The organism is Aminobacter sp. LjRoot7 (assembly GCF_964252895.1).
GTDB lineage: Bacteria > Pseudomonadota > Alphaproteobacteria > Rhizobiales > Rhizobiaceae > Aminobacter > Aminobacter aminovorans_B.
Genome location: NZ_CAXUPX020000002.1, coordinates 648032 through 661113 on the forward strand (window position 1 = coordinate 648032; position 13082 = coordinate 661113).

At 62.5% G+C, this 13082-nt stretch carries 11 protein-coding genes; 5 read left to right on the forward strand and 6 right to left on the reverse strand.

Going from position 1 to position 13082, the window contains the following annotated elements:
* Positions 1-57 precede the first annotated feature (57 nt).
* The gene (locus ACSQ3E_RS08820) at positions 58-1509 is read left to right on the forward strand and encodes a patatin-like phospholipase family protein (protein ID WP_436122379.1); all 1452 of its coding nucleotides are present in this window, start codon (positions 58-60) and stop codon (positions 1507-1509) included.
* Between the two features lie 206 nt (positions 1510-1715).
* On the opposite strand, the gene ACSQ3E_RS08825 is transcribed toward ACSQ3E_RS08820, so the two are convergent.
* Both ACSQ3E_RS08825 and ACSQ3E_RS08830 read right to left on the reverse strand, forming a co-directional pair.
* The gene (locus ACSQ3E_RS08825; RefSeq protein ID WP_436122380.1) at positions 1716-3113 is read right to left on the reverse strand and encodes an MATE family efflux transporter; all 1398 of its coding nucleotides are present in this window, start codon (positions 3111-3113) and stop codon (positions 1716-1718) included.
* Between the two features lie 185 nt (positions 3114-3298).
* Entirely contained in the window at positions 3299-3655 is a 357-nt protein-coding gene (locus tag ACSQ3E_RS08830; protein WP_436122504.1) for a DUF4406 domain-containing protein, read from the reverse strand.
* 120 nt (positions 3656-3775) lie between these two features.
* On the opposite strand from ACSQ3E_RS08830, the gene ACSQ3E_RS08835 reads away from it, so the two are divergent.
* A complete protein-coding gene (locus ACSQ3E_RS08835; RefSeq protein WP_436122381.1) occupies positions 3776-4534 on the forward strand; it encodes a DeoR/GlpR family DNA-binding transcription regulator in 759 nt (252 codons plus the stop codon).
* 102 nt (positions 4535-4636) lie between these two features.
* On the opposite strand, the gene groL is transcribed toward ACSQ3E_RS08835, so the two are convergent.
* From groL to ACSQ3E_RS08850, 3 genes are all read right to left on the reverse strand, one after another.
* Positions 4637-6292, reverse strand: coding sequence for a chaperonin GroEL (groL, locus tag ACSQ3E_RS08840; RefSeq protein WP_310324894.1), 1656 nt, complete (start codon positions 6290-6292; stop codon positions 4637-4639).
* A 64-nt stretch (positions 6293-6356) separates the two neighbouring features.
* Positions 6357-6653 (reverse strand): co-chaperone GroES, encoded by a 297-nt coding sequence (gene groES / locus ACSQ3E_RS08845; RefSeq protein WP_018427182.1) that lies wholly within the window; start codon positions 6651-6653, stop codon positions 6357-6359.
* A gap of 159 nt (positions 6654-6812) precedes the next feature.
* Complete coding sequence (locus ACSQ3E_RS08850; protein ID WP_436122382.1) at positions 6813-7427, reverse strand: DsbA family protein; 615 nt, start codon at positions 7425-7427, stop codon at positions 6813-6815.
* Positions 7428-7583: 156 nt separating this feature from the next.
* Between ACSQ3E_RS08850 and ACSQ3E_RS08855 the strand changes: the two genes are divergently transcribed.
* From ACSQ3E_RS08855 to ACSQ3E_RS08865, 3 genes are all read left to right on the forward strand, one after another.
* Entirely contained in the window at positions 7584-8054 is a 471-nt protein-coding gene (locus ACSQ3E_RS08855) for a MarR family winged helix-turn-helix transcriptional regulator (RefSeq protein WP_310324907.1), read from the forward strand.
* On the forward strand, positions 8051-9199 hold the full coding sequence (locus tag ACSQ3E_RS08860; RefSeq protein ID WP_436122383.1) for an HlyD family secretion protein: 1149 nt from the start codon (positions 8051-8053) through the stop codon (positions 9197-9199). The genes ACSQ3E_RS08855 and ACSQ3E_RS08860 overlap by 4 nt, the downstream gene beginning before the upstream one ends.
* A 144-nt stretch (positions 9200-9343) precedes the next feature.
* Positions 9344-10882 (forward strand): DHA2 family efflux MFS transporter permease subunit, encoded by a 1539-nt coding sequence (locus ACSQ3E_RS08865; protein ID WP_436122384.1) that lies wholly within the window; start codon positions 9344-9346, stop codon positions 10880-10882.
* Positions 10883-10961: 79 nt separating this feature from the next.
* Here the strand turns inward: ACSQ3E_RS08865 and ACSQ3E_RS08870 are convergent, their stop codons facing one another.
* Complete coding sequence (locus ACSQ3E_RS08870; RefSeq protein ID WP_436122385.1) at positions 10962-12950, reverse strand: pilus assembly protein TadG-related protein; 1989 nt, start codon at positions 12948-12950, stop codon at positions 10962-10964.
* Positions 12951-13082 lie beyond the last annotated feature (132 nt).

A 13082-nucleotide genomic window follows, 5' to 3' on the forward strand; every position in this document is an offset into this window, starting at 1 on the left:
CTGCGATGTTTCAATGTCGCTAGGCTCAGCCGGATCTTGTCGGCATCGGGGGATGGGATGCGATTGGCAATTCGCGCGGCGTTGGCTGTGATGGCAGGGTTGTCGGCAGCCGGCTGCGTCGCCAGCGACGTCGGCCCGATCAACACCCTCACCGCACATGTCGGCCAGGCCTCGCCAGAATTCATCCCCGATATCGGCGATGACGGCTCGACCGTGGTGGGGTTGAGTTTTTCCGGTGGCGGCACGCGGGCGGCGGCTTTCGCCTTTGGCGTGTTGCGCGAACTCGACGACACCATCATCGACGAGTATCCGGTGACGCGCAGCCTCGTCGACGATATCCGCATGATCTCTGGCGCTTCGGGCGGGGCGGTCGCAGCGTCCTATTTTGGCTACAAGGGACGGGACGACTACCGCGATTTCCGCGAGCGGTTCCTGATCAAGGACGCCGAAGCGTATCTCAGGACGTCGACGCTATCGCCGGTCAACCTGGCGCGCGCGCTCAATGGCGGCGTCAACGACCGCAACGGCCTGGCCAAATGGCTCGAGGACAATCTCTTTAATGGCGCGACCTATGCGAGTTTCAGGCGACCGGATGCCCCGATCGTCTGGATAAACGCCTCTGACATCTACAACCGCACGCCATTCCTGTTCACCTATGACACCTTCGCCGCGCTATGCAGTGATCTCGACAAGGTCAGGCTGTCCGATGCCGTTGCAGCATCAGCTGCGGTTCCCGTCGTCTTTGCGCCGGTCGTCCTGTCGGCAACCATGCCGACATGCGGCTACACCCAGCCTGCGTGGCTGAGCCGCGCGCTTGCCGATCCTGATGCCTCGGTGCGGCTCAAGGCCTATGCCGGCGCCTTGAAGACCTATCAGCATGCGGACCGGCTCGACTATGTGAAGTTGCTCGATGGCGGGCTGACTGACAATCTCGGCATCACCGGTTTCACCATCGAGCGCTCGTCGGCCGGCACGCCCTACGGTCCGCTGTCGCCAGCCGCGGCCGTCAAGTTGCGGACCTTGTTGTTCATCGTTGCCGATGCCGGTCGTGAAGATGATGTCGACTGGGGCGAGACCATACGCGGTCCTGGGCTGGGCGACCTGCTTGAGGCGGTGACCAACACGACCTTCTCAGCCGCGGTTCGTGATCAGCTCGATGCGCTCAAATTTGCCGTGGGGGAGTGGCGCGGCGAACTGATCCGCTATCGCTGCAGCCTGTCGGCTGAAACGGTCAGGCGTTATCGCGGGTCGCTGGCCGGCTGGAATTGCCGCGACGTGCGGCTCGTGCTCGAGCATCTATCATTCCAGGATCTCGATGCTGCGGCCCAGGCGAAGCTGAACCGCGTGCCGACGCGGCTGAAATTGCCGACCGAACAGGTCGACCTGACGATTGCGGCAGGACGCGAGGCGCTTCGGGGCAATGACAGCTTCCAGGAGGCCGTTGCCGACATCCGCCGCCACGCCGGCGTGCTCGACCAGCTGCAGGTTGTATCAGGTGGCGCAAACTGAGCCGCGAAACGCGCATGAAGATGGTCCGCCGAAGGCACAAAAGAGAACGCCTCCCGCACCTTTGAGAGTGCTGGAGGCGTCCTGTTCGTCGTTCGATGTTCCGTCTGAATTGCTTCTTCCGGTACCGACGACATCACCTCAATGCGCGGGCGGCAGAAAGGTTCCACCGGTTTCGAAAAAAATTCGAAGTTTTTTTTGACGTCGTCTCAGGCCATGGCAGGTTTGGCCCGGAACAGACCCCAGGCGAAGCCGGTCCTGACCCTCGCGTGCAACAGCAGCGCCGAGACCACCAGCACCATCAGCAGTTCGGCCATGGGCGAGGCCAGCCAGATGCCGCGTTCGCCCAGCATGTAGGGCAGGCCGACGGTCAGCGGGATGGCGAACAGATAGGTGCGCGCGACGCTGAGCAGCAGGGCACGACGCGCATCGCCGATGGCCTGGAAGTAACCCGACAGCATCATGACAGGTCCGGCCAGGATGTAGAGCGACACCGTCATCGGCAGGATACGGGCGACTTCGCCTTGTGTCGCCGCATCGTCGACGAAGATCGCGCCAAGGCTGCCATGGCTCAGCAGCATCGCGGCCTCGAACAACGCGCAATAGCCCAGCGCCAGCACAAGGCCGAGCTTGAGGCCGGCATCCGACCGCTGCCACAGGCCGGCGCCGAAATTGTTACCGACGATGGTCTGCATCGCCATGTTCAGCCCGAGCATCGGCAGGAAGGCAAAGGTCATGATGCGGGTGATGATGCCGTAGGCGGCAACAGTTGCCGCATAGGCCTCGCCTTCCCAAAATTGCGCTGCCGTGATGACTGATGTGGCGAGCAGCGAGATGCCGATGAAGCTCAGGCTCTGCGGTGCCCCAAGCGACAGCAATTGCCGCCAGGCGGCGGTCCAGCGCATGGACGGAACCAGCGCGTATTGCAGCACGGTACCGGCGCGCAGCCTGTAGACGACGATGAAGGCGACCGCCATCATCTGGGCCAGCACGGTGCCCACCGCCGAACCTGACACACCGTAGTCGAAGCCGACAATGAGCAGGTAGTTCAAGCCGGCATTGGCAACCGACGTCAGCAGATTGGCTGCCGCGACGATGCCGAGGCGGCCTTCGCTGCGCAGCCCGTCGCCATTGAGCGACAGCGCAAACATCAGCGGCGCACCCCAGATCAGGATGGAGATGTAGCTGTAGCCCATGTCGGCAAGCGGCCGGGATCCGTTGGCGAGCCGCAAGGCCAGCTCCTTGCCGCCGAGCAGGAACGCAGCGATGGCCAGCGCGCAGACGAGCAGGGCAAGGCCGTGCGCATCGAGGAATGTCGCCCGCGCCTTGTCGAGGTCGCCGGCGCCGAGCAGGCGGGCAAGCTGGCTCGCCATGCCGCTTGCCACCAGCGTCGACAAGGCAACGAGCAGCATGAAGGCCGGGAACATCAGGGTGACTGCGGCCAGCGCGTCGGGCCCGACATAGGCGCCGAGGAAATAGGCATCGACGATGGCGAGCAGGCCGTTGGTGGCCATGATCAGGATGATGGGCGCCGCCGTCCTGAGGAAAAGGCCGGGCAGGGGTGCGTGCAGAAAGGCATTCGCGCCCTTAGGGTCGAGGGAAGTCATCTCGTCGTCTCCGATATCGCATCAAACGGAGATCAAATGGGGCCCGCATTGCCATTGGTCTGATGCGTCGGTTTCGACTGACATGGCGAAGGCTTTACCGTGCTTGCGCTGCGGGCGGCGGGCCCTTCATGCCCTGGGCGCTCACTAGGCCCGTGGATGCACGCTGTCAATCCGGCTCCGGTGCATCAGGTTATGCCGGGCACTTCGGAGAGGTCGTAATAGACCGCGAGGCCGCGCTCCTTGGCCAGACGCACGTCCTCATCGGCGCCTTTCGACGCCCCGGGCAGCCGCAGGACGGCGTTGCAATGGCGCAGCAGGCGGTCGGCGACCGGGTAGGCGAACTCGTCATAGAGCGGGTCGCCAGCACCCTTCGAGCCGACTTGCCGCCCGAGCGGAAGTGCCACCCATTCGCCGATCACAGGCAGATGGCCGGCGCGAAACAGCGGAACGGCGACGCTTTCGAGGCGGTTCAGGTTTTCTGCCATCTTGATCGGGTCGTCGCCAGTGCCGGAGCGGTAAGGGCCGGCGATCAGGATGAGCAGCGGTTTCCTAGGGTTGTTCATGATATCTCCAGATATTGCGCGAATCTGCACGAAATTATTATAGCCTCATGCATCATCGTGCAATATCGTGTGGCATCACGGAATTGATGGACCCGCAAAGTGCTCACCAGCCAACGCAAGCGTTTGATCCTCGATCTCCTGGCCAGGGATGGGCAGGTCGTTGCCAAGCGGCTCAGCCACCAACTGGATTTGTCGGAAGACACGATCCGGCGCGACCTCAGGGAACTCGCGGCGGAAGGTTTGCTGCTACGCGTGCATGGCGGGGCGATGCCGGTGTCGCCGACAGTGGTTCCGATTGCCGAACGCCGCACCATCTCAACGGACGCCAAGTCGGCGCTCGGCAAGGCGGGTGCTGATTTGATCCACGACGGCATGACTGTCGTGTTTGACGGCGGCACCTCCAATCTGGAGATCATCCGGCATCTGCCTGTTGCGGCTCGTTTCACCGCGATCACCCACAGTCCGACCATTGCAGTGGCGCTAGAGGACAGGCCGAACGTTGACGCCGTTATCATCGGCGGAAAGCTCTTCCGTCACTCGATGGTGGCGGTTGGCGCGCTGGCGGCCGAAGCCATTTCGCGCATTCGCGCCGATCTGTTTTTCCTTGGCGTCACGGGTGTTCATCCGACCGAAGGGCTGACCACGGGCGACATGGAGGAGGCGGCGATCAAGCGGCAACTGATGGCCTGCTCCGCCGAGACGGCGGTGCTTGCGACGAACGACAAGCTTGGTGCGGTGTCGTCATTCCGCATCGGTGGGCCCGGAGACATTGCAACGCTGATTGTCGAAGGCAACGTTGCGGACGAGCGTATCGCCGCCCTTGCCGGCAGCGGCGTTTCAATCCTGCGCGCCGGCTAGGAGAACCCGCTCGACTCAGGCCGATGCCTGGAGCGGGTGATTGTTCAACGAAAAAGGGCGCCCGAGGGCGCCCTTTCCGTAAGCTTGAGCCAGATGGCTGGATTAGAAATCCATGCCGCCCATACCGCCCATGCCGCCGCCGCCCATGCCGCCAGGCATGCCGCCGCCAGCCGAGTCCTTCTTCGGAGCTTCAGCGATCATGGCTTCGGTGGTGACGAGCAGGCCGGCAACCGAGGCCGCGTCCTGCAGAGCCGTACGAACGACCTTGACCGGATCGACGATACCGAAAGCGATCATGTCGCCGTATTCGCCGGTCTGCGCGTTGTAGCCGAAGGTAGCCGTCTTGTTCTCGAGGATCTTGCCGGCAACGATCGAAGCTTCCGCACCAGCGTTCGCAGCGATCTGGCGGGCCGGAGCCTGCAGAGCGCGACGGACGATGTTGATGCCAGCGGCCTGGTCGGAGTTCTCGCCGACAGCCTTGATGGCGAGCGACGAACGCAGCAGGGCAACGCCACCGCCAGGAACGATGCCTTCTTCGACAGCGGCGCGGGTTGCGTTCAGCGCGTCATCGACGCGGTCCTTGCGCTCCTTGACCTCGATCTCGGTCGCACCGCCGACGCGGATGACGGCAACACCGCCTGCCAGCTTGGCGAGACGTTCCTGCAGCTTCTCCTTGTCGTAGTCCGACGTGGTCTCTTCGATCTGCTGCTTGATCTGGGCGACGCGGCCCTGGATCTCGGCCTTCTTGCCGGCGCCGTCGACGATGGTGGTGTTCTCCTTGGAGATCGACACCTTCTTGGCGCGGCCGAGCATGTTGAGGCCGACGTTCTCGAGCTTGATGCCGAGGTCTTCGGAGATGACCTGGCCACCGGTCAGGATGGCGATGTCTTCCAGCATGGCCTTGCGGCGGTCGCCGAAGCCCGGAGCCTTGACGGCAGCGATCTTCAGGCCGCCACGCAGCTTGTTGACGACGAGCGTGGCCAGAGCCTCGCCTTCGACGTCTTCCGAGATGATGAGCAGCGGCTTCGAGGTCTGCACGACGGCCTCGAGGACCGGCAGCATGGCCTGGAGGTTCGACAGCTTCTTCTCGTGGAGCAGGATGTAGGCGTCTTCGAGGTCAGCAACCATCTTGTCGGGGTTGGTGACGAAGTAGGGCGAGAGGTAGCCGCGGTCGAACTGCATGCCTTCGACGACTTCCAGCTCGGTCTCGGCGGTCTTGGCTTCTTCAACCGTGATGACGCCTTCGTTGCCGACCTTCTGCATCGCTTCCGCGATCATCGAGCCGATTTCCTTCTCGCCGTTTGCCGAGATGGTGCCGACCTGAGCGACTTCTTCCGAAGTCTTGATCTTCTTCGAGCTCTTGACGAGGTGGGTGACGACTTCAGCAACAGCGAGGTCGATGCCGCGCTTCAGGTCCATCGGGTTCATGCCGGCGGCAACGGCCTTGTGGCCTTCCTGAACGATGGCCTGGGCCAGAACGGTCGCGGTCGTGGTGCCGTCGCCGGCGATGTCGTTGGTCTTCGAAGCAACTTCGCGGACCATCTGCGCGCCCATGTTCTCGAACTTGTCTTCAAGCTCGATTTCCTTGGCGACGGTGACGCCGTCCTTGGTGATGCGCGGGGCGCCGAACGACTTGTCGATGACGACGTTGCGACCCTTCGGGCCAAGCGTCACCTTCACTGCGTCGGCGAGGATGTTGACACCGCGCAGCATGCGCTCGCGGGCGTCACGGGAGAACTTTACGTCTTTAGCAGCCATTTTAAGCTCCTCGATGGGCCTTTACGGCCCGAATTTCAGATTGGATGGTGCGGATGGGTGGCGATTAGCCGATGATGCCCATGATGTCGGATTCCTTCATGATCAGAAGGTCTTCGCCATTGAGCTTCACTTCGGTGCCCGACCACTTGCCGAACAGCACGCGGTCACCAGCCTTGACGTCCAGCGGGACGAGCTTGCCGGCTTCATCGCGAGCGCCAGAGCCGACGGCGACGATTTCGCCTTCCTGCGGCTTTTCCTTGGCCGTATCGGGGATGATGATCCCGCCGGCGGTCTTGGATTCGGATTCGACCCGGCGAACGACCACGCGGTCATGAAGCGGGCGGAACTTCGACTTTGCCATTTGAACTTCCTCGGTGAACTGTTGAGAACCCTCGGTCCGGTCTGGCCGGACTTGGTTAGCACTCACTTCAGGCGAGTGCTAACGTGCCGCTGAGATAGTCCGACACCCTTCTAGTGTCAAGGGAATGGCAGCTTCGCGACAGCGAGTTTTCTGGGGGGCCTAGGCGCGCGCCTGGGCGATGGCCTTGCGGAAGTCGTCTGATGTCATGCCGCGCTTGTAGAGCGCCTTGCCGATCAGGAAGCCGGGCGTGCCCTGGAGCTGGAAGGCGGTGGCCTGTGCCGCATTGCGTGCAAGCACGCCGACCAGCACGTCCTGCCTGGCATCGAGGTCGCCACGGGCGCGATCGACATCGATGCCGGCCTCGCCAAGCAGGTTGGCGGTGCTGCGGAATGTCAGCCGGTCGCGCGTCGCCATCAGCGTGTGCACGGCATCGGCATAACGGCCCTGGCTGTGCGAGGCCAGGGTCAGCAGGGCGGCATTGCGCGAGATTTCGCCGAAGATCGGCCAGTCGCGCAGCACGAGGCGAATGCCGGCGTCTTCCTTCATCACTTCCGACAGCTGGAGGAAGCTCAGCTTGCAGTAGGGGCACTGGTAGTCGGTGAATTCGACGATGGTGACGTCGCCGTCGGGATTGCCGAGCACGGGAATGTCAGGGTCGAAGGCGACGTCTTCCACCGTCGGCATCGGATTGGCCCACAGCGGCAGCGGCGCCAGCGCGCCAAGGCCAACAACAAGCTTGAGGATATGGCGCCGGTTGGGCGACCGGTCCGGCATGCGATCGATCCTGTTTTTCGTCGCGATCTCCTAGACGATGAGCGCGCATGATTAACAGTCACCTAATCGCCGCGCAGGCACACGATGACGTGAATGCGGGTGTGCAATGCAAAAACGTCGCTTGAATGATAAGCATGCTTATAATATATGCCGCTCATGAAAAACGAAGGCATCGACAGACTGGGCTTCCTGATCCACGACGCGGCAAGGCTGGTGCGGCGCAATTTCGAGCAGCGCGGCAGCGAATTCGGGCTGTCAGCGGCGCAATGGCGTCTGCTGGTCCGGCTGGTCAAGGAAGAGGGCGTGGCGCAGGCGCGCCTTGCCGAGCTTCTCGAAATCGAGCCGATCAGCGTGTCGCGACTGCTGGACCGGATGGAGGAGGGCGGCTGGATCGAGCGCCGCCAGGGCGCCGCCGATAGACGTGTGCGCATGATCTTTCCGACCGACAAGGCGCTGGAGGCTTTCTCCAAGGTCAAGGCGGTGGCCGGTGAAGTGTACGAGAAGGCGTTGGCAGGACTTTCCGATGAAGAGCGCCTCGCCACGGTCCATGGCCTGCGCACCATTGTCGACAACCTTTCCGCTGGCGAACCCACGGATGCGAATTGTTTGAGAGAGACGAAGAAATGAACGCGGTGGCGAAAGTGAACGAGAACAGCGCAAAGGTCGAACTCGATGGCGCGGCAGCGACCCAGCTCCAGCCGGTATTGGCTGCACCTGCACCTGCGCCGAAGAAGCGTGGCCGTCTTCTGTTGATGGCGGCATTGCCCTTGGCTCTGGTGGTCGGCGGCGGTTATTTCTGGGTGACCGGCGGCCGCTACCAGGAAACCGAAAACGCCAATCTGCGCCAGGCCAAGGTCAACATCGCCTCGGAAGCCGCGGGCCGCATCGTCAAGGTCGACGTCGCCGACAACACGACGGTGAAGACAGGCGACGTGCTGTTCGAGGTCGATCCCGAGCCCTACAAGATTGCATTGGCGCAGTCGGACGCAGCCCTTGCTGCAGCCCGCCTCAATGTCGAGCAGCTTCGCGCCGCCTACAGCCAGGCAGTCGCCCAGGAGCGTGTCGCGGCCAGCGGCCTAGACTATGCCCAGGCGCAGTTCGACCGCAGCAACGGCCTGGTCACCAAGGGCGTCAACACCAAGTCGTCGCTCGACGAGGCCCGCATGGATCTCGACAAGGCGCAGGAGCAGCACAGTGCTGCGGTGCAGGGTATCGCCAGTGCCAAGGCGGCGCTTGGCGGCAATCCCGATATCGAGACGGACAAGCACCCGACGGTTCTGTCGGCGCTCGCCGCACGTGACAAGGCAGCCTTCAACCTGGCCCAGACGACTGTCCGCGCGCCCGCCGACGGCGTGGTCTCGCAAGCCGCGTCCTTCAAGGTCGGCCAGTTCGTCGGCACCGGCACCGCGCTGTTCAGCCTGGTCGAGACGGGCGACACCTGGATCGAGGCCAATTTCAAGGAAACGCAGCTGACCCACATGAAGCCAGGCCAGGAAGCCGAGATCGTGCTCGACACCTATCCGGACCGCACCTTCCGCGGCACGGTCGAGGCGATCGGCGCGGGCACCGGCGCCGAGTTCTCGCTGCTGCCGGCCCAGAACGCTACCGGCAACTGGGTCAAGGTCACCCAGCGCATTCCGGTCAGGGTCAAGGTCGATACAGCCGAGGCAGGCCTCGCCATGCGCACCGGCATGAGCGCCACGGTGTCGATCGACACCGGCGTGTCGCGCGGCTTCGGCAGCATCTTCGGTCACGCGGTGGCGGCGGAATAGCCGCCGTCCCCGGGGCGGCGGAGTAAGCGCCGTCCCCGTCTGTGCATATGTGAATTTTCGAAGTGGATCCGGCCGCGCTGATGCGGCCGGCACTCCGGCTTCTGGTCGCCGCTTGACGACCATCGGGTCCCAAGGGTTGGTCGAATGAGCCAGTCAGCTGCAAAATCCCTCACCGAGGTGCCGCATCGCGGCCTGATCACAATTGCCATCATGCTGGCAACCGTGATGCAGGTGCTCGACACCACCATCGCCAATGTCGCGCTGCCCTCGATGGTCGGCGATCTCGGGGCGTCCCAGGACACCATCAACTGGGTTCTGACCTCCTACATCGTCGCCGCCGCCATCATGACGCCGCTGACCGGCTGGATGTCGGACCGTTTCGGCCGCAAGGAGCTGTTCCTTGTCTCGGTCGTCGGCTTCACCATCATGTCGATGCTCTGCGGCGTTGCCTGGAGCCTGGAGACGATGGTGTTGTTCCGCGTCCTCCAGGGCGTGTTCGGCGCGGCCATCGTGCCGCTGAGCCAGACCTTCCTGCTCGACATCAATCCCAAGGAGCGCCACGGCCAGGCCATGGCCTTGTGGGGCGCCGGCATCATGGTCGGCCCGATCATCGGCCCGACGCTTGGTGGCTGGCTGACCGAGAGCTTCAACTGGCGCTGGGTGTTCTTCATCAACCTGCCGGTCGGCATCGTCGCCTTCCTCGGCTCGGCCGCCTATCTGCCTGCTATCGCCAAGCGCCTGCGCGGCTTCGACTTCTTCGGCTTTGCCATGCTGTCGCTTGGCGTCGGCGCGCTGCAGCTGATGCTCGACCGCGGCGGCGAGGTCGACTGGTTCTCGGCCGTCGAGATCTGGATCGAGCTCGGGCTCGCGATCACCGGCTTCTGGGTTTTCGCCGTCCATATGGCGATGTCGCAGAACACCTTCCTCGACCCCAAGATCTTCACCGACCGCAACTTCGTCACCGGGCTGGTGTTCATCTTCGTCATCGGCGTGATCCTGCTGGCCAGCCTTGCGCTGCTGCCGCCGATGCTGGCGCGCATCTATGGCTACCCGACCATCACCACCGGCCTGGTCATGGCGCCGCGCGGTGTCGGCACGATGATCTCGATGCTGCTGGTCGGGCGCCTGGTGCGGATGGTCGACAACCGCTATCTGGTCGTCGCCGGGCTGCTGCTGACCGCGCTGTCGCTCTATTACATGACCGGCTTCACGCCGCAGATGGATGCGTTCCTGATCGTCTCGACCGGCGTCGTGCAGGGGCTGGGGCTCGGCCTCGTCTTCGTGCCGCTGTCGACGGTGGCGTTCGCGACGCTGGCGCCGCAATACCGTACGGATGCCGCGAGCCTGTTCAGCCTGGTCCGCAACATCGGCTCGTCGATCGGCATCTCGATCGTCACGGTGCTTTTGACACGCAATGTCCAGATCAATCATGCCGAGTTGTCGGCCAATGTTACGCCGTTCAACCCGAACCTGATGGCTCTGTCGCCGGGGGCGGTCGCCGGCAACCCGACGGCGCTGTCGCAGGTCGATGGCCTGGTCAACATCCAGTCGCTGATGATTTCCTACATCGACGACTTCAAGCTGATGATGATCGTGTCGCTCTGTGCCATTCCCCTGGCGCTTTTGCTGCGCAAGCCGAAGGTGCAGGTGACAGGCGGTGCTCCGGCGGCGCACATGGACTGACCGGCACATATGGACTGACAAGGAAAAGGCGCCGTCCGCCAGGGTGGCGCCTTTTTCATTTCTTGCCGAGTGCCTATCGTCAGCCGACGATGCGCAGGTTCGACAGCTCGTCGGCGATTTCCTTGAACACCTGCATCAGATTGGCGCCGGTGGCATTCCAGTAGAGCTTCTTGCCGACTGTACTGCGCGAATAGGATGCGCAGTTCTTGAGGGCTGCGATAGCCTTCTTCTCGTCTGAATAGGTTTCGCTCAAATCGAGCGACACCGTCATGACGATGACGTTGTCATTGCCTTCGCCAGTTACCTTGCGGGCGGTGGGGCCTTTGGCGTTGGTGCACACTGTCTGCATATGTTCGTCCATCGCCGCCTGATAGTTGTCGCTAGTGTAGGTGGATTTGCCGACAGCGGAGCTAGTGCCCATGAAGATGCGGCTGGTGCTGCCTCCATCGTAGCCTTTGCCTGCGTAGCCATAGGCTGCGTAGGTCGACTTGTTGCCCGCATCATCGGTGCTGCCAAGGTCGCCATAGGTGTTGGCGCCGTCGGTCAGGACAATGACGACCTTGTCGTTGCCCCTTTCGCCGTCTGCACGGCCATTGGTAAAGGGCGCGACACTGGAAACCACGCGCCAGCCCCATGCGGTGCCCTCAGGAACATTGGTATTGCCAGTGGGGGCCATCGCGTCGATGGCAGCCTTGATTTCATTCTTGCCTTCGAGCTTGCTGACATCGATGAGCGGAGTAATGGGGTTGGTCGAGCAGCCAGCACTGGGGCCGTCGCCCGTTCCCGGACTCGCAGAGCCATAAGGCTTAATACGGAAATACTTGCGCATGTCCCGCTGGCGGTTGCCTGCGGTGGAATTGTCCCAGTCGGCCCACCAGCTGTTCGAATAGCCGAAGCTGGCCGAGTTCAAGTCGCTGCTGCTGTCATCAATGTCGCCATCGCCGTCGATGTCGAGCCGCCAAAGATGCCTGGCCTCGTCTGGCGCGAACATTGGCACGAACAATGTCGCGGGATTAGTTGTCACAGCCGGAGCGTCGTTGTCGTTGTAAGGTGAGGGTCTCGCCTCAACGCATCCTTGCCAGCTGGAGAACTGGCTGTAAGTATAAGTGTAGTCGTACTCATAGGCACCGGAGTCGCACTTGTCGCTGTTCGGCTTCTTCTTGTAGCAGACGTAGTGCCTGCTGCCTTCGACGCGTTCGCGGTCGGACTGGACAGTCATGTCTTGATAGAGGCTGAAACGTGTTAGAGGCAGGTCTTTGGTGTCACCCCAGCCGGCGCCGCGTTTCCGCCAGATGCCACCGGATAGCTCGGCATATCTGTTGCCGATCGACGGCGCATTTGCTGCGGTCATTTGGGACCAGTCGAAGTTTTCGTGGTGAACCGGCGATAGGCCGTTCAAGTCCATCCATGGCTCGTCGTCATTTTTCGGGCCGACGTTGACTGAAGCCGAAAATGGCACGAGTCCGAACTGTACTGGCTTGTCGATTTGCTTCATCTGCGCGGCCTGTGCCGCAAGTGTGTCGACGAGCTGCTTTGACGCGGACTTCAAAAGATCGATGCGTTTCTGACCGGTGCCTGAACCGTATTCGCTCATCGATCCCGAATTATCGAGCACGAGCGCCACTTCGAGTGTGTTCTTGAGGCGTATCTCGGACGTTACGGAAAAATCCATCTGGTTCGAGCTGCTGCCCTTGCCGAGCAGCGCGGCCGCAGCTGGAACGAAGTATGGATCGTATTTGAGATTTGCTTCCAGTTTCAGCGTGCCGCCGCCCGAATTGTTGTTGGGCAACGTAACCGTGAGGATCGTGTTCGCCGGATTCACCGGCCCGAGATTGGCCTTGAAGAAGTCGTCCGCATAGGCCTTGAGCTGGTCGTCGGTGGCGCCTTCGATGAGGCGCCTGGCTGTGGCTATGCCGGCGGCATCGAGTGCGTTGCGTGTGATCTCGCGCTGGCGCGACATCTCCGAATAGTCGATGGCGAGCGCCAAGCCTCCCATGATGGGGACCATTGCCGCGACGGTGAGGATTGCATAGCTGCCGCGCCTGTCGCGCAAGAAATTGCGGATCATGGAAGGGTGTCCCCGAGCTCAACGAGCCAAAGTCGCACACAACCGTTAAATTTGCGGGTCCTAATCTGTTGTGAAATCGCAGCTTCGGATTAGGCAAGCATTTACCAAGCCGGCACCGGCCCGCGCCAGCGA